The sequence below is a fragment of the Pseudomonas petroselini genome, from assembly GCF_045037875.1.
Lineage (GTDB): Bacteria > Pseudomonadota > Gammaproteobacteria > Pseudomonadales > Pseudomonadaceae > Aquipseudomonas > Aquipseudomonas petroselini.
On record NZ_CP173614.1, the window covers coordinates 4,914,598 to 4,935,577 of the forward strand.

At 62.9% G+C, this 20,980-nt stretch carries 19 protein-coding genes; 8 read left to right on the plus strand and 11 right to left on the minus strand.

Translation table 11 applies throughout. The annotated features are described in order from the left end of the window. Positions 1–41 precede the first annotated feature (41 nt). From ACI512_RS22480 to ACI512_RS22500, 5 genes are all read right to left on the minus strand, one after another. On the minus strand, positions 42–830 hold the full coding sequence (locus ACI512_RS22480) for an ABC transporter ATP-binding protein (protein WP_046036769.1): 789 nt from the start codon (positions 828–830) through the stop codon (positions 42–44). Beyond that, positions 824–1,813 (minus strand): ABC transporter permease, encoded by a 990-nt coding sequence (locus ACI512_RS22485; protein WP_236380292.1) that lies wholly within the window; start codon positions 1,811–1,813, stop codon positions 824–826. Before ACI512_RS22485 ends, ACI512_RS22480 begins: the two co-directional genes overlap by 7 nt. Further along, positions 1,800–2,858: an ABC transporter substrate-binding protein gene (locus tag ACI512_RS22490; RefSeq protein ID WP_236380290.1), complete on the minus strand. Its 1,059-nt coding sequence runs from the start codon at positions 2,856–2,858 to the stop codon at positions 1,800–1,802. The genes ACI512_RS22485 and ACI512_RS22490 overlap by 14 nt, the downstream gene beginning before the upstream one ends. Before the next feature lie 216 nt (positions 2,859–3,074). After that, complete coding sequence (locus ACI512_RS22495) at positions 3,075–4,400, minus strand: LLM class flavin-dependent oxidoreductase (protein ID WP_236380288.1); 1,326 nt, start codon at positions 4,398–4,400, stop codon at positions 3,075–3,077. Beyond that, the gene (locus ACI512_RS22500) at positions 4,397–5,335 is read right to left on the minus strand and encodes an aliphatic sulfonate ABC transporter substrate-binding protein (protein WP_236380286.1); all 939 of its coding nucleotides are present in this window, start codon (positions 5,333–5,335) and stop codon (positions 4,397–4,399) included. Before ACI512_RS22500 ends, ACI512_RS22495 begins: the two co-directional genes overlap by 4 nt. A gap of 245 nt (positions 5,336–5,580) precedes the next feature. On the opposite strand from ACI512_RS22500, the gene ACI512_RS22505 reads away from it, so the two are divergent. Further along, positions 5,581–6,525, plus strand: a complete 945-nt coding sequence (locus ACI512_RS22505) for an aliphatic sulfonate ABC transporter substrate-binding protein (RefSeq protein WP_236380284.1) — start codon at positions 5,581–5,583, stop codon at positions 6,523–6,525. A 1,115-nt stretch (positions 6,526–7,640) separates the two neighbouring features. Here the strand turns inward: ACI512_RS22505 and ACI512_RS22510 are convergent. From ACI512_RS22510 to ACI512_RS22520, 3 genes are read right to left on the minus strand one after another with little or no spacing between them, the layout of a single operon-like run. Continuing rightward, positions 7,641–9,116, minus strand: coding sequence for an FGGY family carbohydrate kinase (locus ACI512_RS22510; RefSeq protein WP_236383097.1), 1,476 nt, complete (start codon positions 9,114–9,116; stop codon positions 7,641–7,643). A gap of 5 nt (positions 9,117–9,121) precedes the next feature. After that, positions 9,122–10,054: a transketolase family protein gene (locus ACI512_RS22515; RefSeq protein ID WP_064052988.1), complete on the minus strand. Its 933-nt coding sequence runs from the start codon at positions 10,052–10,054 to the stop codon at positions 9,122–9,124. Then, positions 10,044–10,880 carry a transketolase gene (locus tag ACI512_RS22520; protein ID WP_012724866.1) on the minus strand — a complete coding sequence of 279 codons (837 nt, stop codon included), beginning with the start codon at positions 10,878–10,880 and terminating at the stop codon, positions 10,044–10,046. Before ACI512_RS22520 ends, ACI512_RS22515 begins: the two co-directional genes overlap by 11 nt. Before the next feature lie 363 nt (positions 10,881–11,243). Between ACI512_RS22520 and ACI512_RS22525 the strand changes: the two genes are divergently transcribed. The 7 genes from ACI512_RS22525 to tal all read left to right on the plus strand — a co-directional run bounded on the left by ACI512_RS22525 (position 11,244) and on the right by tal (position 18,450). Beyond that, entirely contained in the window at positions 11,244–12,251 is a 1,008-nt protein-coding gene (locus tag ACI512_RS22525; protein ID WP_012724867.1) for an ABC transporter permease, read from the plus strand. A gap of 50 nt (positions 12,252–12,301) precedes the next feature. Next, positions 12,302–13,234, plus strand: a complete 933-nt coding sequence (locus ACI512_RS22530) for a sugar ABC transporter substrate-binding protein (RefSeq protein ID WP_064052989.1) — start codon at positions 12,302–12,304, stop codon at positions 13,232–13,234. 15 nt (positions 13,235–13,249) lie between these two features. Beyond that, a complete protein-coding gene (locus ACI512_RS22535; RefSeq protein WP_052308672.1) occupies positions 13,250–14,761 on the plus strand; it encodes a sugar ABC transporter ATP-binding protein in 1,512 nt (503 codons plus the stop codon). A 145-nt stretch (positions 14,762–14,906) separates the two neighbouring features. Beyond that, positions 14,907–15,671 (plus strand): SDR family oxidoreductase, encoded by a 765-nt coding sequence (locus tag ACI512_RS22540; RefSeq protein ID WP_236383096.1) that lies wholly within the window; start codon positions 14,907–14,909, stop codon positions 15,669–15,671. Between the two features lie 17 nt (positions 15,672–15,688). Continuing rightward, positions 15,689–16,489 carry a glucose 1-dehydrogenase gene (locus tag ACI512_RS22545; protein ID WP_102060161.1) on the plus strand — a complete coding sequence of 267 codons (801 nt, stop codon included), beginning with the start codon at positions 15,689–15,691 and terminating at the stop codon, positions 16,487–16,489. A gap of 62 nt (positions 16,490–16,551) precedes the next feature. Continuing rightward, positions 16,552–17,505 (plus strand): sugar-binding transcriptional regulator, encoded by a 954-nt coding sequence (locus ACI512_RS22550; RefSeq protein WP_012724872.1) that lies wholly within the window; start codon positions 16,552–16,554, stop codon positions 17,503–17,505. 21 nt (positions 17,506–17,526) lie between these two features. Next, positions 17,527–18,450 carry a transaldolase gene (gene tal, locus ACI512_RS22555; protein WP_231809557.1) on the plus strand — a complete coding sequence of 308 codons (924 nt, stop codon included), beginning with the start codon at positions 17,527–17,529 and terminating at the stop codon, positions 18,448–18,450. 44 nt (positions 18,451–18,494) lie between these two features. On the opposite strand, the gene aqpZ is transcribed toward tal, so the two are convergent. The 3 genes from aqpZ to ACI512_RS22570 all read right to left on the minus strand — a co-directional run bounded on the left by aqpZ (position 18,495) and on the right by ACI512_RS22570 (position 20,975). After that, on the minus strand, positions 18,495–19,208 hold the full coding sequence (gene aqpZ, locus ACI512_RS22560; RefSeq protein WP_236383745.1) for an aquaporin Z: 714 nt from the start codon (positions 19,206–19,208) through the stop codon (positions 18,495–18,497). Positions 19,209–19,298: 90 nt separating this feature from the next. Continuing rightward, a complete protein-coding gene (locus ACI512_RS22565) occupies positions 19,299–20,483 on the minus strand; it encodes a sugar transporter (protein WP_012724875.1) in 1,185 nt (394 codons plus the stop codon). Between the two features lie 129 nt (positions 20,484–20,612). Then, entirely contained in the window at positions 20,613–20,975 is a 363-nt protein-coding gene (locus ACI512_RS22570; protein ID WP_093541595.1) for a hypothetical protein, read from the minus strand. Between the last annotated feature and the right edge of the window lie 5 nt (positions 20,976–20,980).

Below are 20,980 nucleotides of genomic sequence, written 5' to 3' on the forward strand. Positions count from 1 at the left end.
CCGTTGCGCGCTCGCTTCAGCGTGTCAAGGCTTATACCCTTTCACCAACTCTCCCCCAGCCCCAGCAGGCCCAGTATCTGCCGTCGCAGGTCGACCAGATAAGGATCATCCCGGTGCCGTGGGTAAGGCCGGTCAATCGTCAATTGCGCTTGGATCTTGGCCGGACGGTCGCTGAATACGATCACGCGGTTGGCCAGCAGCAAGGCTTCTTCCACATCGTGAGTAACCAGCAGGGCCGTATAGCCCTGGCGTTGCCACAGGTCGATCAGTTCCTTTTGCATGGCGATGCGGGTCAGGGAGTCGAGCTTGCCCAGGGGCTCGTCGAGGATCAGCAGGCGCGGTTGGTTGACCAGCGCACGCGCCAGCGCCACCCGTTGCGCCATGCCGCCGGACAACTGCCGCGGATACGCACGGGCGAACTGACTGAGGCCAACTTTTTCCAGGGCCTCGTCGACCTTGGCCGAATGGGTCTTGAGCAGGCCCTGGGCTTCCAGGCCGATGGCGACGTTGTCCCACACGCGGCGCCACGGGTACAGGGTCGGGTCCTGGAACACCACCACGCGGCTCGGGTCCGGGCCGGTGATGGCTTCACCGTCGGCCAGCAACCGGCCGGAGTCCGCCGGTTCCAGGCCGGCCACCAGGCGCAGCAAGGTGGACTTGCCGCAGCCCGAAGGCCCGAGCAGTGCCACAAACTCGCCCGGCGCCACGTCAAGGGACACCCGCTCCAACACCGGCAGGTGCTGGCCATCCAGGGCGAAGCCATGGCTGAGGTTGTCTATGCGCAGCGCCAAGCCTTCCGATGCCAATACCGCGTGTGCCAGGGCTACCATTTCATCGATCCTTTCTGCCAGGCCAGCAACCGGTCACGCACCAGGAACAACCCGGTGATCAACCCCGAACAGGCGAGTGCCATGATCAGTAATGCGGCGTACATGTTTGCGTAGGCGGCCCACCCTTGGGCCCATTGCAGGTACCAGCCGATACCGGACTTAACCCCCATCATTTCTGCCACCACCAAGGTCGAAAACGACGCGCCCAGTCCCATGAACAGACCGACAAAGACGTGGGGCAATGCGGCGGGAATCGCCACCTTGAAAATCAGGAAACCTTGCTTGGCGCCCAGGGTGCGCGCCACGTCGTAATAGGCTTTGTCCACGCTCGCCACGCCGGACCACGTGAGCACCGTGACCGGAAACCAGGTGGCCAGGGCGATCAGAAACACGCTGGCACTCCAACTGCTCGGAAACAGGAAAAAACACAGTGGCAACAGCGCCGTCGACGGCACCGGGCCGAGGATGCGCAGCACCGGGTGCAGCCAATAGCCGATGCGCGTGGACCAACCGATGGCCACGCCGGCGATAAACCCGGTGATCGCACCGAGGGCCACGCCCGAGCCCAGCAACAACGCCGAATGCAGCAGGCTGTCGGCCAGCCGGGCGTAATCTTCGATGTACACCGCCAGCAAGGCCTGGGGCGGCGCGAAAAACGGCACCGGCAATAGCGCCAGCTTGGCCGTGAGCAATTCCCAGAGGCCCAGCAGCAGCGGCAAGGCGATCAGCCAGGGACCGGCATTGCGCAGGCGCAGGCCCAGCCTGGAAAGCCTGCGCCCCAGCAGGCTCAGCACGAGGAACAGCACCGCGACACCCACGCACAGATTGGCCAGGCCTTGGGTCATCGGCCAATGGCGTGTCGCGTTGGGCCAGTAGCTGATCAACAGCGCGACGGCCAACCAGGCCGTCACCACGGCGGCGCCCTGCCACGCGACCTTCAAGGTCAGCGGTGGGTTGAGGGTGGTTGCGTCAGCTGAAGACATCGGCGGTGATCTCCTTGGCAAACGCCAGCGGGTCGGTGCTCTTGCTGATCACTTCGACGGTTTTCAGGTCGGTCACGTAGGTAAGGATCTCCCGGGTCAACGCCGCGCCCACCGCGTGATGCCCGTGGGTATGGTCGTGAAGGATCGCCTGCACTTCCTCCACCGACGTGTTCAGCGCATGGGCCTGGAAGCCCTTGGCAACCTCCTCCGGGTGCTGCACGGAATAGTCGTGGGCCTCCAGAATCGCCTGGGTCAGCGCCGCGACCACGCGCTTCTCTTCACGCACCAGTTTGCCGGTGACACCGACCACGCAGCAGCTGAGGTTGGCGTATTCCTCCACCAGGTTGGTGGACAACTCACGCGCCACGCCGGACTTGATCAGGCGGTACATGAACGGGTCGCTACCGCTCACCGCCTGCACTTCGCCGCGCTCCAGCGCAGTGCCGAGCAAGTCGGCGGGATACAGGCGCCACTCGACATCGCGCACCGGGTCCACACCGTGTTTTTTCAGCAGGATCGAGAAGAAATTGCGGTCCGGGCTGGCCATGTCGGTCACGCCGATGGCCTTGCCCTTGAGGTCTTCCAGCGTGGTCACACCGCCCTTCGCGGCACTGAGCAAGCGCAGGCAGCCGCCGTGAGTGCCGGCGGTGAGCTTCACATCAAAGCCCTGTTCCAGGGCCTTGAGCCAACGCAGCGCCATGCCCACGCCCGCATCGGCCTTGCCGGTGGCGATGGCCTCGAGCAACACCTCGGTAGAGTTGCCGAAGTTGACCAACTCCACGTCCAGATTATGTTTGGTGAAGAAACCCTGGCCATGGGCGATGACCACCGGGGCCAGGCACACGGCGTTGAGGTTGACCGCCAGTTTCAACTTGCGCGGGGCGTCGAGGCGGATGAACTCACCGGTGCCGGCGGGCTCTTGTGACGTGTTGTGGCCGGCGTGTTCGTCGGCGGCGAACCCCAGGCGTGGCAGCGACAGGCTGGCCAGGGTGATGCCGGCCAGGCCCAATAAACGGCGACGGGTTAAATGATCGAAATCAGCCATGCGAAATATCCCTTTTATCAACTCAGTAATGAAGCCCGCTCACCGTTCTTTGTAATGAGCGGGCTTGCCGTGGTGAGCGGGCTTGCCCCGCGCTGGGCTGCGAAGCGGCCCTAAAACCAAACACCACGTGTTACCTGAAAGAACGCGGCGATCTTAGTGGGGCTGCTTCGCAGCCCGGCGCGGGGCAAGCCCGCTCACTACAGGATGAATAGCCGCTCAACCCTGCAGCTCGGCGAGGCCCAGGTGCTCGCGCAGCGTCGACCCTGCATACGCGGTGCGAAACAAGCCCTTGCGCTGCAAATGCGGAATCACGCTCTCGACAAACTCGGTGAACGACCCCGGCAGGTACCCCGGAGAGATCACAAACCCGTCGCAACCGCCCTGCTCAAACAGCTCGGCCAATTGATCGGCAATCTGCGCCCCGGTGCCCACCAATTGCGGCACGCGCACGCTGCTGGCGAAGATGCGCCCCAGCTGTTCCAGAGTGGTTTGCGGGCCTTGCATCAAGAGCTTTTCCGCAGCGGCCGGAGGGATCAGCGGCGACTGGGCAATCTCGGCCAGCGTCGCCGACAGCGGGAATGGCGACAGGTCCACATTCAGCTGCGAAGCCAGTGTCACCAGCCCCAACCCCGGCCGGGCCAACGCGTTGTGCTGATCGCGCTTGGCGCGGGCCTCGGCTTCGCTGCCGCCAATGAACGGCATCACCGCCGTCAGTACTTTGCAGCTGTCGGCGTCACGGCCTTGCTGCACCACTTGGGCGCGCACGTCATCACGGAACGCACGCATCGCCGCCAAATGCGGATGGATGGTGAAGATCGCCTCGGCCCAACGCGCGCCGAAGCGCCGCCCACGGCCTGACGAACCGGCCTGGATCAGCACCGGTCGGCCCTGGGGCGTTCGCGGAATATTCAGCGGGCCTTCAACCTTGAACCATTCGCCCTGGTGCTGCACCGAACGGATCAACTCCGGGTCCGCCAGCACACCGCTTTCGCGATCCAGCTTCAGCGCGTCCTTGCCCCAGCTGTTCCACAGTTTCAGCGCGACTTCGACAAACTCATCGGCGCGGTCGTAGCGCAGGTCGTGCTCCAGGTGCTTGTCCTTGCCGAACAGGCGCCCTTCGCTGTCGTTCATCGAGGTGACGATATTCCACGCCGCGCGGCCCTTGGACAGGTGGTCCAGGGTGGCGAATTCACGGGCGATGTGCGCCGGTTCGTAATAAGTGGTGGACCGCGTCGCGCCCAGGCCCAGCTTGCTGGTTTTGCCGACCAGGTAAGAGAGGATCGGCAACGGGTCCAGGCGCGTGGCGTCCTGGGCGCCATAGCGCAAGGCGAACGCGCGGGAGCCGCCCATTTGATCGCCCACCGCGAGGCGGTCGGCGAAGAACAGGAAGTCGAATAGCCCTTCCTCCACCACCTTGGCCACCCGTGTGTAGTACTCGGGGTCGAGGTAATTGCCGACGGTTTCCGGGTGGCGCCACACCGCATGGCTGTGCACCACCGGCCCACTCAACAGGAACGCGGATAAATGGATTTGGCGGCTCATGGCTTGGGTGTCCACACGCTGATGGCGCTGACCTTCAACGGCTTGGGAATCAGCTTGGCGGTGTAGTAGGTGTCGGCGATGCGCTGCTGCTCGGCGAGGTTTTCCACCTTGACCGGAATGATGTCGTAGCTGCGTCGGCTATTGGCGCGCTCCACGGTGGCCGGGGCGATATTGCCCCACAGCGGGCCGAGGATGTCGGCGGCTTCCTTGGGGTGGGCCTTCACCCATTGGCCGGTCTCGCGCAGGGTGTCGAAGGTCACCTGCAACACGTCCGGGTGGGCCTTGGCGAACTTAGTCGTGGCCAGGTAGAAACGGTTGTAGTCGGCCAGGCCGTCCTTGCCGTCGGCGATCACACGCACGTGGTGATCCAGTTGCTGGGAGGCGAGGAACGGGTCCCAGATCACCCAGGCGTCGACACTGCCATTGGCGAAGGCCGCGCCACCGTCCGGTGCTTCCAGATAGCGCGGGGTGATATCGGCCAGGGTCAGCCCGGCCTTTTTCAAGGCGGAAATCAGCAGGAAGTTACTGCCCGAGCCCTTGGACACCGCGACGGTCTTGCCCTTGAGGTCGGCGATGCTGTGGATCGGCGACTGGTCCGGAACGATGATCGCCTGGGCGCCCGGCGATGAGTTCTCCTGGGCGTAATAGGTCAGCGGTGCATCGGCGGCCTGGGTGAACAGCGCGAAGGCGTCGGCCACATCGGCGTGCAGGTCGACGCTGCCGGCGTTCAACGAGCTGAGCAGGCCGGTGCTGAATTCATGCCAGTTGACGGTGAATCCCAAGGGCTTGAGGCGCTGCTCCAACTGGCCGTTCTGCTTGAGCAAAATCCACAAGGTGGACGAGCGTTGGTAACTGATGTCCAGGGTTTGCTCGGCATGGGCCAGCGCAGCAGCGAACAGCAAACTGGCGGCGACGATTAGTTTCTTGAACGTCATGAAAGGCCTTGGCGTGGGTGAGAAGAAGACAGCTGCATATGCCAAAAAACCGCGCAGGGCCTGGCAGTAAAGTTAATTCGATTATATTAATGACGAGAAATTATGAAAGAACCCTATAATTCTATCGTTATGCCCAATTCTTCAGAATGCGGAAAAAGCGCCCTAAGCTAAGAGCCAAAGAGTATTTAACGAATGGTTTTTAGAACTTTAAGCTCAGGGCTATTTTGTTAGAGATCGAGCTCACCATGTCCCTACGTCGCCCCCTCGCCGCCGTCCTCGGGTTGCTGGCCTTTGCCGTCGCAGTCAGTGCGCAGGCCCAGGAAACCGTGCGCATCGGTTACCAGAAATCCTCGACGCTGATCACCCTGCTCAAAACCCAGGGCACCCTGGAAAAAGCCCTCAAGGCCGACAACATCGACGTGAGCTGGCACGAGTTCCCCAGCGGCCTGCCGCTGCTGGAAGCGTTGAACGTGGGCAACGTCGACATCAGCGCCGACGTGGCCGACACCGTGCCGATCTTCGCCCAGGCGGCCCAGGCCAAGCTCACCTACTTCGCCCAGGAAGCAGCCTCGCCTTCCGCCCAGGCCATCGTGGTGCGCAAGGACTCACCGATCCAGCAGCTGGCGGACCTCAAGGGCAAAAAGATCGCCGTGACCAAGGCGGCCGGCACGCACTACCTGCTGATCGCCGCGCTGGCCAAGGCGGGGCTGGCCTTTTCGGATATCGAACCGGCCTACCTGTCACCCGCCGACGGTCGCGCAGCGTTCGAGAACAACAAGGTCGACGCCTGGGTCACCTGGGAGCCCTTCCTTACCAGCGTGCAACGTCAACTGCCGACACGCACCCTGGCGGACGGTACGGGGCTGGCCAGCTACAAGCGTTATTACCTGACCGGCACGCCGTACGCCAAGGCGCATCCAGACGTGTTGAACGTGGTGTATGCACAGCTGGAAAAGGCCGGCAAATGGGTGAAAACCCACCCGCAAGACGCGGCCAACGTGCTTGGCCCGCTGTGGGGCAACCTGGATGTGGCCACGGTTGAAGCAGCCAATGCGCACCGCAGTTATCAGGTGCAACCGGTGACGATCGATCAGTTGAGCGAGCAGCAGAAAATCGCCGATGCATTCTTCAAGGCAGGGCTGTTGCCCAAGGCCGTGGACGCCAAGGATGTACAAACCTGGAAGCCTTGAGCCCGTAACAGGTAACCACGATGCGAAGCGAGCCGCTGTTGATCCTGATCCTGATCTTGATCTAGCTTTTGATCTCAGGCGCCCCGTCAAACACGCTGGCCGGAATTCGACAGGGATTTGGGGGGTAAACCGGCAGGGATGCCGGTTTAGCCGCCCCGCGCCATGGATGGCGCGTGGCGGCGGCCCCCCAAATACCTGGCGGATTACGGGCACACCGAGCGTGAGCGAGGTGCCGAGTGTTGGGGCGAAGCGTTTTTGGTTACTTTTGGCGCTCTTCCAAAAGTGACCCGCTGTAAAAGCGGAACCCATAGTGGCCGTTACCTAAATAACGGATATGTACCTGGTCTGATCCAGCATCCATGTCAGCTGTCAGGCCGCCACGGGAGCAAGCTCCCTCGCCACAGGTCCTGCGCCATACCCAGAATTGTGTAGATACCGAGGCCCCGATGGCGCTGAATCAGTCACCTGATGAATCGACTGGCACACCGCTATCGGGGGCAAGCCCCCTCCCACATTTGGATCGCGGTCTAACCGTTAGATGGCGGTGGGCTGTCAGGCAGCCAGCGGGAGCAAGCTCCCTCGCCACAGGTCCAGCGCCGTAGCCAGAATTGTGTAGATACCGAGGCCCCGATGGCGCTGAATCAGTCACCTGATGAATCGACTGACACACCGCTATCGGGGGCAAGCCCCCTCCCACATTTGGATCGCGGTCTAACCGTTAGATGGCGCTTGGCTGTCAGGCCGCCACGGGAGCAAGCTCCCTCGCCACAGGTCCTGCGCCATACCCAGAATTGTGTAGATACCGAGGCACCGATGGCGCTGAATCAGTCGCCTGATGAATCGACTGACACACCGCTATCGGGGGCAAGCCCCCTCCCACATTTGCATCGCGGTCTAACCGTTAGATGGCGCTTGGCTGTCAGGCAGCCAGCGGGAGCAAGCTCCCTCGCCACAGGTCCAGCGCTATACCCAGGGTAGTGTAGATACCGATGCCCCGATGGCGCTGAATCAGTCACCTGATGAATCGACTGACACACCGCTATCGGGGGCAAGCCCCCTCCCACATTTGCATCGCGGTCTAACCGTTAGATGGAGCGGGAGCAAGCACCTACACGTCACAACAGTGTCCGAGCCAGCGCCTTTTTCCACGCTGAATAACGCCCCGCCATCGCGCAATCATCCTGCGGCTCAAACCGCTCCCGCTGCCGCTCCAGCGCGCCCAGCGCTTCATCACTCACCCACACACCCAAGGCCCTCCCCGCCAGGTGCGCCGCGCCCAGCGCCGAGACCTCCGGCGACAGGCTGCGCACCACCGGGCGTTGCAACAGGTTAGCCAAAAACTGCATCAACCAACGGTTGCGCGTCGCGCCGCCGTCCACCCACAGTTCCTTCAACGGGCTGCCGATGTCCTGCTGCATGGCCTCGAAGACATCCCGGATCTGATACCCAATCGACTCCAGCGACGCCCGCAGGATATGCGCGCCGGAAGTGGCCTCGGTCAGCCCGCAGATCAAGCCACGTGCATCCGCCTGCCAGTGTGGCGCGCCCAGCCCGGACAGCGCCGGCACAAAATACACGCCACCGTTGTCGGGCAGTTGCGCGGCCTGCTCGGTGAGCACATCCAGGGATTCCCCCGCCACCAGGCGCGAAGCCCACTGCACGGCGGCGCCGGTGTGGACGATGTTGCCTTCCATGCCGAACGTCGGTTGGCCGCCGTCATGCCAGGCCAGGGTGGTGGACAGCCCGTGCGTCGAGGCAATCGGGCCGCCCATGGGCGTCATCAACGACGAGCCGGTGCCGAGCGTCGCTTTCACCAGCCCCGGCGCAAAACCGCCCTGCCCGTACAGCGCAGCGTGGGAGTCACCGATCATCGACATCACCGGGATGCCGGCGGGCAAACCACCCGCCGCGACGGTTTCCGCAAAAAAGCCGGCGCTCGGCTGGATGGGCGCCAATGCGGCCAGCGGAATCTGGAACAGGTCCAACAGCACCGGGTCCCAGGCACAGGTGTGCAGGTTGAACAGTTGAGTGCGCGCCGCGTTGGAGTAGTCGGTGGCGAACACCTGACCGCCGCTGAGCTTCCACAGCAGCCAGCTGTCCACCGTGCCCAGGCAGATATCGCCGGCGGCGGCGCGTGCGTGGCCATCCTCAAGGTGGTCGAGAATCCAGCGGAACTTGCCTGCCGAGAACATCGGGTCCAACGCCAAGCCGGTTTTGTCCAGAATCAGTGCCTCATGCCCCTGCTCATGCAACTGGACACACAACGCGGTGGAGCGTCGGCATTGCCAACTGATGCACGGCGACAGCACTTCGCCGGTATGCCGGTCCCAGGCCACCACCGATTCACGCTGGTTGCTGATCGCCAGCGCGGTGATCGGCCGGTCCACTTGGGCCAGGCATTCTTCGATGGCGGCCAGGGTGCTGTACCAGATCAGCAGCGGGTCCTGCTCGGAAAACCCCGGCTGCGGATGGGTGATGCTCAGCGGCCGCGAGCCCCGCGCGATCACCTGCCCGCGTTCGTTGACCAGCACCGCCTTGGCGTTGCTGGTGCCTTCATCTATCGCCAGGATCAGCGGAGTGTTATTCGTCATCGCCTTCACCGCAACCGAGTGGCAGCCGCCACAATCCCAGCCGCGTCGATGTTATGCAAGGCGCGGGTCGGTTCGCGGGCGCCGGCGGCGGCATATTCGCCATCACCAATACCCAGGCGCACCAGGGCAATTCCAAGCCCGGCTTCGGCCAGCACTTCGGCGACCAGGCTGCCGACGCCACCGTTGATATTGTGTTCCTCGACGGTGATGACCGCCCGCGTGCCACTCAGGGCGCTAAGCAAGACGTCACGCTGCAACGGCCGGATCGACGACAGGTTGATCACCTGCACCTGGATGCCCTGCTCCGCGAGAACCCGTGCCGCGTCCACCGCTTCATGCACCACCGAGCCCAAGGCGACGATGCTCACGTCCGCGCCCTGGCGCAGGATATCCACCTGCCCCGGCACGAATTGATAGTCGCCCGTATGCACATCCGGCAAGGCCTTGCCGTCGAGACGGATATACACCGGGCCGTGGTAGCGCAGCGCGTAGTCGACGATCTGCCGGCATTCAATCGCGTCGGCCGGGGCGAAAATCTGCACATTGCCAAAGCCACGCATCACCGAGATATCGTCGAGGCTGTGGTGCGTGCTGGCCAACGGGCCATAACTGGCGCCGGCATTCAGGCCGAACATTTTGACGTTGGCCTGGTTGTAGCAAACGTCGACTTTGATCTGCTCGTTGGCGCGCGAAATCAGGAACGGCGCCGCGTTGCAGGTCGCGGCGATCTTGCCGCCCAGGGCCAGGCCGGCGGCGACGCTGACCAGCGACTGCTCGGCAATGCCGACATTGATCAATCGCTCGGGAAAACGCTGCGCAAACGGGCCGATCTTGGCCGTGGAGGTGGAGTCGCTGACCACCGGCACCACGTCCAGTCCGGCATCGACGGCGGCAATAAAGGCCTCCACCATGACGCTCGCCAGATGTTCACTCGCCATGACTCAACTCCTCCAGTGCCGCGTTGATTTCATCACCCTTGGGCACGCGGTGGTGCCATTCGGGACGGGCTTCGATAAACGACACGCCCTTGCCTTTGATGGTGTGCGCGATCAGCACCTGGGGCACGCCGGTCTTGGCCTGCATGCTTTCCAAGGCTTCGATCAACTGGCCCACGTCGTTGCCGTCGCACTCGCTGACACGGAAGCCGAAGGCCGCCCATTTCACGTCCAGCGGGTCGAGGGGCATGATCTCGGCCGTCAACCCCGCCAGTTGCAGCTTGTTCTTGTCGACGATCACGAACAGGTTATCCAGGCCGTACTTGGCGGCAGCCATCGCCGCTTCCCAGTTGGAGCCTTCGGCCAGTTCTCCGTCGCCGGTCAGCACGTAGATGCGTTTTTTGCTGCCGGACATCTTCGCCGCCAACGCCAGCCCTACCGCCACCGGCAAGCCGTGGCCGAGGGCACCGGTGTTCAGTTCGATGCCGGGGGTTTTCTGCCGCACCGGGTGGCCCGGCAGGTGGGAGTTGAAGTGTTGGTAGGTGGGCAGCCAGTCCACGGGAATGTAGCCCGCCTGCGCCAGGCAGCAGTACAAGCCGCCGACACCGTGGCCCTTGCTCTGGATATAGATATCGCGCTCAGGGTCTTCGATACGCTCCGGCCCGGTATTGAGAATGCGGAAATACAGGGTGGCGAGGATATCGGTTTCCGAAAGGTCGGCCCCGGTGTGGCCGCCGGCCGGTGAGTCGGCATTCAGGCGGATCACATGGCGCCGGATCAGGCGGGCCTGTTCTTTGATCTGGTGGGCGTCGTACTGGAAGGCATTCATGCAGCGGCTCCTTTGAGGCTGACCACGCGGGGGTGAACGTGTGCAAAGCTGTGTTTGAATATTTATTCAGTAGTGACAATATATTTCTATTTAGACGCTGAACGTTCAGCAGGTCAAGTGAATGACCGGTGGAAAAATGAAATAAAAACTGGAAATCCCCCTCGGACAAACGGCCAAAATCCCACGCGCGCTCATCTATCCCGTGGCTTTGCGCGGGGTGAAAGTGGCGACCTAGAGGCATATTGGAAAAATTAAGCGCTTGACTTTGACACGGTGTCACTGGAATCTGAATTAACAGTCAAGCACGCATAAATATTCAAAGCGCTTGAAAGCACTCCAAAAAAAATAAATCAGGAGAACACTGTGGACGCCAAAGCTATTGTCCAGCACCCGGCCGAACTCAAGCCGCCCCATCGCCCACGGTTGGTGAAACTGCTCCCCAGCAATATCGGCGGCCCGCTGATCGGCCTGGTGCTGCTGGTGCTGGTCTTCTCCTTCAGTTCCGAATTCTTCTTCTCGCTGCGCAATGGCCTGAACATTCTTGATCAAGTCACGGTGCTGGGCATCCTCGCGATCGGCATGACCGCCGTGATCGTGATCGGCGGCATCGACCTGTCGGTCGGCTCGGTGCTGGCCTTCTCGATGATGATGCTCGGTTGGCTTTACCAGGATCAGGCGGTGCCGCTGGGCTTTGCGATTCCCATCTCGATTGCCAGCGGCATGCTTGCGGGGCTGGTGTCCGGCGGCTTGATCACCTACGCCAAACTGCCCCCCTTCATTGCCACGCTAACCATGATGTCGGTGGCGCGTGGCCTGGCGAACATCCTCACCGAAGGCCGGCAGATTGTCGGCTACCCGGACTGGTTCACCAGCCTGGCCACGGTGCGTCACTTTGGGTTTCTGTCGGCAACCGTCGGGCTGTTCCTGGTGATGCTGGTGGTGGCCTGGGTGTTCCTGCGCTTTCGCGCCGGCGGCCGTAACCTGTATGCCATGGGCGGCAGCCCGGAAGTGGCGCGCCTGTCCGGCATCAAGGTACGCGCGATCACCCTGTGGGTGTACGCCATCAGCGGTGCGCTGGCCGGTATCGCCGCCGTGACCCTGGCGGCACGCCTGGACTCTTCGCAACCCAGCGCCGGGCTGAGCCTGGAACTGGACGCCATCGCCGCCGTGGTGATTGGCGGCGCCAGCCTCAGCGGCGGCGTTGGCAGCATCGGCGGCACCCTGGTCGGTGTGCTGATCATTGGCGTGTTGCGCAATGGTCTGAACCTGCTCGGTGTTTCGCCCTTTATTCAACAAGTGGTGATCGGCGTGGTCATCGCCCTCGCCGTCACCATCGATACCCTGCGACGCCGCTCCAGCACTGCCCGTTAAACCTGTTCGACAGTTGACACCCTCCAACAATAAAACCAGGAGTCACCGACATGTTCAGCCCCAAGAAACTGCTGTTGGCCACCGCCCTCGCGGCCGCCACCCTCACCGCTGCCGGCACCACCTGGGCCAAGGACCTGACCATCGGCCTCGCCGTGGCCAACCTGCAGGCCGACTTCTTCAACCAGATCAAGCAATCGGTGGAAGCCGAGGGCAAGGCCAAGGGCATCAAGGTGATCACCGTGGATGCCCAGGGCAACTCCTCCACCCAGGTCAGCCAGATTGAAGACCTGATCACCCGCCAGATCGATGTGCTGATCTACATTCCGGCCGGCGCCACCGCCGCCGGTGTGCCGGTGAAAGCCGCCAAGGCCGCCGGGATCCCGGTGATCGCCGTCGACCGCAACGCCCCCGATGCACCGGGCGATACCTTCATCGCCAGCGACAGCGTGGCCGGTGCCAAGACCCTGGCCGAATACGTCGGCAAGCTCACCGACGGCAAGGGCCGCATCGCGATCCTGCAAGGCCAGCTCGGCACCACCCCCGAGAATGATCGCGCCAAGGGTTTCGAAGAGGGCTTGAAAGCCTTCCCGGACCTTAAAGTCGTCGCCCAGCAACCCGCCGAATGGGCCCAGGACAAAGGCTTCGCCGTGGCCCAGGACCTGCTCCAGCGTGACCCGAACATCACCGTGTTCTTTGGCCGTGCCGATGCCATGGCCTTGGGCGCCGCCCAAGCGGTGAAGGTCGGCAACCTCGATCACAAGGTGGTGGTGGTCGGTTTCGACGGCGATGTGGCCGGGCTCAAGGCGGTTCAAAGCGGCGTGTTGAACGCGACCATGACCCAGCAGACCCAGAAAATGGGGCGTCTGGCCGTGGCGTCCGCCATCGACCTCAAAGCCGGTAAAGACGTGCCTAAGGAACAACTATTGCCGACTGTGCTGACCACCAAAGAAAACGTCGCGCCGTTCCTGCAACAGCACCCGTAAGCCTTGGAGGTCGTCATGCAAGCAGCAGCCCTGGACACCGCCCGCGCCGACGCGGTGCTGTGCCTGCGCAATATCAGCAAGGCCTACGGGCCGGTGCAGGTACTGTCGCAGGTCAACGTGGACATTCGCCCCGGCGAAGTGTTGGCCCTGCTCGGCGAGAACGGTGCCGGCAAGTCGACCTTGTCGTCGATCATCGCCGGGCTGGTACAGCCTGAAGCCGGGGGCAGCATGACCTGGCTTGGCGCGCCTTACGCACCGGCTTCACCGGGTGCGGCACTGGGCGCAGGGATCGGCCTGATCCACCAGGAAATCCGCCTGCTGCCGCAATTGTCGATCGCCGAGAACATCTTCGTCGGCCGCCTGCCCATGCGTCACGGGCGGGTGGACCGCGAGTACATGGAGGCCCAGGCGCAGATCCAGTTGGAGCGCCTGGGGCTCAAGGTGCCGGCGTCGCGCAAGGTCGAAGGCCTGAGCGTGGCGGCCCAGCAATTGGTTGAAATCGCCAAGGCGCTGACCCTCAAGGCCAGCCTGTTGATTCTCGACGAACCCACCGCTGCCTTGGGCGGGGAAGAAACCGAGTTGCTGTTCAAGCAGGTGGAACGGCTCAAGGCCGAAGGCGTGTCGTTTATCTATATCAGCCACCGCCTGGAAGAAATCGCGCGCATCGCCGACCGCGTGCTGGTGCTGCGCGACGGTCGCCAGATCGCCTTGCACGCCACCGCGCAAGTGCCGGTGCGCGAACTGGTGGAGCAGATGGTCGGGCGCAGCCTGGAGCGGATTTTCCCTGCCCTGCAAGCGCCACAAGAGCAGGTGATGTTGCAGGTCAAGGATTTGAGTTGCCGCGAATTCGCCTTGCACGGCATCGACTTCAGCGTACGTGCCGGTGAAGTGTTCGGCATTGCCGGTGTGGTGGGCGCCGGGCGCACCGAACTGGTCCGCACCATTGCCGGGGCGGCCCAGGACATCCAAGGACATTTAGTGCTGGATGGCGAAGTGCGCCACTTGCGCTCGCCCTTTGAGGCGATCCAGGCCGGCGTGGTGCTGGTGCCCGAAGACCGCAAGCAGCAAGGCGTGGTGGTGGAACATCGCATCGAAGACAACCTGATCTACGGCAACACCGACCTGCTGGATAAACGCGGCTGGGTGTTCCCTGCCCCGCTGCGCGAATTCGCCCGCACGGCGGTGGCGCGGCTGGGGGTGAAAGGTGCGCCGCAGTCGCGAATTTCCAGCTTGTCGGGCGGTAACCAGCAGAAGGTGATCATTGCCAAATGGCTGGCGCGCAATCCCAAGGTGTTCATCCTTGACGAGCCGACACGCGGCATCGACGTGGGCGCACGGGCGGCGATCTATGAAGTGATCGCGGACCTGGCGGCCAAGGGCATGGCGGTGATCGTGGTCAGTTCCGACCTGGATGAAGTGCTCGGCCTGTCCCATCGGGTGATGGTGATGAGCCGGGGGCGGCAGATGGGGATTCTGGAGCGTGGCGAGGCCACCCCGGTGTCGGTGATGGAAATGGCTACTGCATAACCCACAAACAATGAAGATCCAATGTGGGAGGGGGCTTGCTCCCGATGGCGGTGGTTCAGTTGAAAAAGTATGACTGATACACCGCTATCGGGAGCAAGCCCCCTCCCACAGGGGATCCACTGTGATTTCAAGAATGGAGTTATTCATGCAACTTTTCAGTCTTCAGGGCCAAGTGGCCTTTGTCACCGGCGCCGGCAGCGGCATTGGCCAGGCGATTGCCGTCGGGCTGGCCAAAGCCGGCGCTGACGTAGCCTGCTTCGATCTACCAGGCAGCCCCGGCATCGCCAGCACCGTCGAACGCATCCAAGCCCTCGGCCGTCGCGCCCTGGCCTTGAGCGGCACCGTCACCGAACGCGCCGCACTGGATGCCGCGGTCGCGCGCACCGAATCCGAACTCGGCGCATTGAGCGTCGCGGTCAACTGCGCCGGCATCGCCAATGCCCAGGCCGCCGAAGACCTCGAACTCCAACGCTGGCAAACCACCCTGGACATCAACCTCACCGGCATCTTCCTCAGTTGCCAGGCCCAGGCGGCGGTGATGTTGCCCCGAGGCAAAGGCGCCATCGTCAATATCGCCTCAATGTCCGGCAGCATCGTCAACCGTGGCTTGCTTCAAGCGCACTACAACACCTCCAAGGCCGGCGTGATTCACCTGAGCAAAAGCCTGGCGATGGAATGGGCCGACAAGGGCTTGCGGGTCAATTGCATCAGCCCTGGCTACACCGCCACGCCGATGAATTCGCGCCCGGAAGTCGCCGACCAGGTGAAGATTTTTGAACAGACCACGCCCATGGGCCGCATGGCCAGCGTCGAAGAAATGGTCGGCCCGGCGATTTTCCTGGTCAGCCAGGCCTCGTCTTTCTGCACCGGTGTCGACCTGTTGGTCGATGGCGGCTTTGTGTGCTGGTAACCATGGGAACCCTTGTCATGTCGCAACGATTCAGCGGTAAAACTGTGGTGATCACCGGCGCCTGCCGGGGCATCGGCGCCGGCATTGCCGAGCGCTTCGCCCAGGAAGGCGCCAACCTGGTCCTGGCCTCCAATGACCTGGAGCGCGTGACCTTCACTGCCGACCAACTGGCCCAGGAATACAAGGTAGACACCCTCGCCCTGGCCATCGACGTCACCCGTGAAGACGACATCGAAAAGCTCTACCGCGAAGGTCACGCGCGCTTTGGCAGCATCGACGTGTCGGTGCAGAACGCCGGCATCATCACCATCGACCACTACGACAAGATGCCCCGCGCCGATTTCGACAAGGTGCTGCAGGTCAACACCACCGGCGTCTGGCTCGGCTGCCGGGAGGCGGCCAAGTACATGGTCAAGCAAGGCAGTGGGCGGCTGATCAATACCTCCTCCGGCCAGGGCCGCCAGGGGTTCATCTACACGCCGCACTACGCCGCGAGCAAAATGGGCGTGATCGGCATCACCCAGAGCCTGGCGCTGGAGCTGGCGCGGCATAACATCACGGTGAATGCGTTCTGCCCCGGCATCATCGAAAGCGAGATGTGGGACTACAACGACCGGGTATGGGGCGAGATCCTCAGCACCGACGAGAAACGCTACGGCAAGGGTGAATTGATGGCCGAATGGGTCAAGAACATTCCTCTGCGTCGCGCCGGCAAACCCTCGGATGTGGCGGGATTGGTGGCGTTTCTCGCCTCGGACGATGCGGCGTACCTGACCGGCCAGGCGATCAATATCGACGGCGGCCTGATCATGTCGTAAGGGTTTGGTATCCTCACGGCCATTGTGTCATGCCTTTTACTATAAAGAGCCCTGAGGCCTTCATGAGCCAGATCGAAGAACAGCGCCTGATCACTAAGATCGCGAGCCTCTATTACGAAGAAGGGCTCAAGCAGTCCGAGATTTCCGCGCAACTGGACCTGTCCCAATCCTTTATCAGCCGTGCCCTGCGCCGGGCGCTGCAGGAAGGCGTGGTGAAGATCACGGTGATGCGCCTGCAAGGCCTGCACCTGGAACTGGAAACCCAATTGCAGCGCCGCTACGGCGTGCGCCGGGTGATCGTGGTGGAAGCCACCGAGCCCGGCAATGACGAGAGCATCAAGCAGGCCATCGGTTCGGCTGCCGCCCACTACCTGGAAACCAGCCTGTCGCCCCAGGACCATATCGGTATTTCGTCATGGAGCAGCACCATTCGCGCCATGGTTGGCCACTTGCATGCGCAACCCGGCAAACAGGCCGCCCAGGAGGTGGTACAACTGTTGGGCGGCGTCGGCCACAAGGGTGCGTTTGAAGCCACCTTGCTCACCCAACGCCTGGCGACCCTGCTCAACTGCCCGGCGTTTTTGCTGCCGTCGCAGAGCATCGAGCAATCGGTGCAGAGCAAGCAGCGCATCGTGCAGATGGAAGAGGTCAAGGAAGTGCTGCAGCGCTTTGACAGTATCACCCTGGCGATTGTCGGCATCGGCGACCTGGAGCCCTCGCAACTGCTGCGCAACAGCGGCAACTACTACACCGAGGACATGCTGCGCCTGCTCGCCGAACGCGGCGCGGTGGGCGATATCTGCCTGCGCTACTTCGATGCCCAGGGCAAACCGGTGCTGGAGGAAGATGAAGAATTCGTCGTGTCAGTGGCGCTGCCCAAGCTGCGCGCCATCCACCGTGTGCTTGGCCTGGCCGGTGGGTTGAACAAGGTCCAGGCCATTCGTGGCGCGCTCACGGGCGGCTACCTGGACATCCTGATCACCGACCTGGACACCGCACAGGCCCTTAACCAATAACTTTTTTGGAGACCGCCGCTCATGACGTCCAAGCTCGAACAACTCAAGCAATTCACCACCGTGGTCTGCGACACCGGCGACCTGGAAGCCATCAGCCGCCTGCGCCCGGTGGATGCCACCACCAACCCGTCCCTGCTGCTCAAGGCCGCCGCCATCCCGGATTACGCCGAGCTGCTGCGCAGTGCGGTGAGCCTGTCCAAGGGTGATGTGGACCTGGCCTGTGATCGCTTTGCGGTGTCGGTGGGCTGCGGCATTCTTAAAGTGATTCCGGGGCGCATCTCCACCGAAGTCGATGCGCGGCTGTCCTTCGACGAAGACGCGCTGTGGGCCAAGGCCAACCAGTTGATCGCGTTGTACGACCAGGCCGGCGTCGGCCGCGACCGCGTGCTGATCAAACTGGCCTCCACCTGGGAAGGCATCCGCACCGCCGAACGCCTGGAAAAGGCCGGCATCCAGACCAACCTGACCCTGCTGTTTTCGTTCGTCCAGGCCGCCGCCTGCGCCGACGCCGGGGTGTTCCTGATTTCGCCGTTCGTAGGCCGCATCTATGACTGGTACCGCAAGAACACCGGCCTGGATTACACCGGCGCCGAAGACCCAGGCGTGCAGTCCGTGACGCGGATCTACAACTACTACAAAGCCAACGCCATCAAGACCGTGGTCATGGGCGCCAGCTTCCGCACCCTCAGCCAGATCGAGCAACTGGCGGGCTGCGATCGCCTGACCATCAGCCCCGAGCTGCTGCAAAAGCTCGATGAAGACCAGGGCCTGCTGGAACGTCAATTGAATCCGGGGGCGGCCGGCGAGTCGCGCCAGACCCTCACCGAAGCGCAGTTTCGCTGGGGTTCCAATGAAGACGCGATGGCCACCGAAAAACTGGCTGAAGGCATTCGCCAGTTTGCCCGCGACCAGGAAAAACTCGAGGCGGTCCTCGCGGCACTGTAGGCCCCGCCCTGCCCCGGTCTATCCCGAGCGCCCGCCGATGATCGTCAGGCGGGCGTTGGTTTGTCGCCGTCACCCAACGACCGCGCCGCCCAGGCGCCCATCACCCCACCCACCACCGGCGCCAGCCAGAACATCCAAAGCTGCGCAATGTACTCCCCACCGGCAAACAACGCCGGCCCGGTGCTACGAGCGGGGTTCACCGACGTATTGGTCACCGGGATCAGCACCAAGTGGATCAAGGTCAGCGCCAGGCCGATGGCGATCGGTGCAAAGCCCGGCACCGCGCCCGGTGCGGTCACGCGCATGATGATGAATACGAAGAAAAACGTGGCGATCAGCTCGGCCAGCAACGCGGCCTTCACGTCGAAGAGCCCAGGGCTCAATGGGCCGTAACCGTTGGCGGCGAAACCACCCACCGCGAAGTCAGGCTGCCCGTTGGCGATCAAGTACAACGCCGCTGCGGCCACTATTGCGCCGCAGACCTGCGCCGCGATGTACGGCAACACCTCTGCGCCGTCAATGCGCCCTCCCGCCCACAGGCCAATGGTCACTGCCGGGTTGAAATGCCCACCGGAAATACCGCCTACCGCATAGGCCATGGTCAGGACAGTGAGACCAAACGCCAGCGAAACACCGACAAAACCAATACCCAAACCCGGGAATGCAGCGGCCAAGATGGCGCTGCCACAGCCGCCGAACGTCAGCCAGAACGTACCGATAAACTCTGCGGTCAAACGCTTTTGCACAATCGACTCCATTGCTGTTCAAGTGCCGTCGCCACGGGAAGTGGGCGGTCGCGGGCGACGGTAGCAATGGGTATCAAAATGTTGTGTAAGACTTATCCTGTATCAACCGTTTACAACGCCCTGGCCAAATTTCCTGATCGCCAGGCAATACCCAATCAACGCCACCGCTGCCAGCAAACCGCCCGCTGCGCCGATCCAGGCGAAGCCGAACTGGCTGCCGACCCAGCTTCCCATCAGGGCGCCGCCGCCGATGCCGATGTTGTAGATGCCGGAGAACATCGCCATGGCCACGTCGGTGGCATCCGGCGCCAGCACCAGCACCTTGGATTGCATGGCCAGGCCGAAGCCCATGATTGCCATGCCCCAGAAAATGCTCAAGGTCACCAGGTACGACTCGGCGCCGCTCAACGGCAGCATCAGCGCCAGGCACGCGGCCAGGATAAACACGGCGCCGACCACGAACAGGTGGGGGTTGAAGCGGTGCACCAGGCTGAACAGCAACGAGCCGATGATGCCTGCGCCGCCGAACACCAGCAGGATCAGGGTCACGGCGCTGCCGCTCATGCCGGCCACGCCCTCGACGAAGGGTTCGATGTAGCTGTAGGCGGTGAATTGCGCGGTGACGGTCATGGCGGTGAGCACATACAACGCCACCAGCGCCGGGCGCTTGAACAGCAGCGGCAGGCTGCGCAGGGAACCGGAGTTCTGGCTCGGCAACAGCGGCAAGGTGCGCGCCAGCCAGAACACCAGTGCGGCGGCAAAGGCGCCGATGACCAGGAAGGTGGTGCGCCAGCCCATGGCTTCGCCCAGCAGGCGGCCGAGCGGAATACCCAGGACCATCGCCAGCGAGGTGCCGGTGGCCAACAGGCCGAGGGCTTGCACCTGCTTGCCTTCCGGCGCCAGGCGTACCGCCAGGGACGCGGTGATTGACCAGAACAAGGCGTGGGACAAGGCAATGCCGATACGGCTGACCATCAGCAGCCCGAAGCTGGTGGCGACGCTGGAGAGGATGTGACTGACGATAAACATGCAGAACAACACGATCAGCAGCTTGCGCCGTTCGACGTTACGGGTCAGCAGCATCACCGGCAACGAGGTCAGGGACACGATCCAGGCGTAGATGGTGAGCATCAGCCCGACGCTGGACACCGGCATGTCGAAGCTGGCGCCGATGGCGCTGAGCAGCCCGACGGGCACGAATTCAGTGGTGTTGAATACAAACGCGGCCAACGCGAGAGCGATGACCGGTTGCCAATTGGCTTGGGGCGTTGCGGCTGAAATGCTCATTGAACGGCGCGGTACTCTGGCGGTGATGACGCGGGGGCGGTGATCAAGCGGCCACCCGGGACCAGCGCCGCCGCCGAGTATTCTATAGGTTTCTGGCCCCGCTGTTGATGCGGATCGTCGCCCGAGGGCTCAAAGCACCGTCAGCGTGATCACGTAGTTACCCGACTGAACCCGCTTACCGGCGCCATCCACCAGCACATACTGCTGGTCGTAGTAACGCCCGCTGACGCTGTCCGCCACCAGCCGCACATGGGCTGCGTTGACACTGGCGACCGGCGCCATCTCGCGCACCTCCAGGCGACTGCCGCGGTTGGCCTGGGCGCAGCCTTTCAACTCCACGACGGAGCCGCTGCGCGCATTTGTCGCACACCCCGGCTCAACAATACTGCCCCTGAATTCAATCGTGCCCTGCCCCACGGTTTGCGCCGCATCGCTTACTCCCGCCCATAGGCACAGCAGGCTGGTAAACATCGAAATACCTTTACTGCTCATGGCGA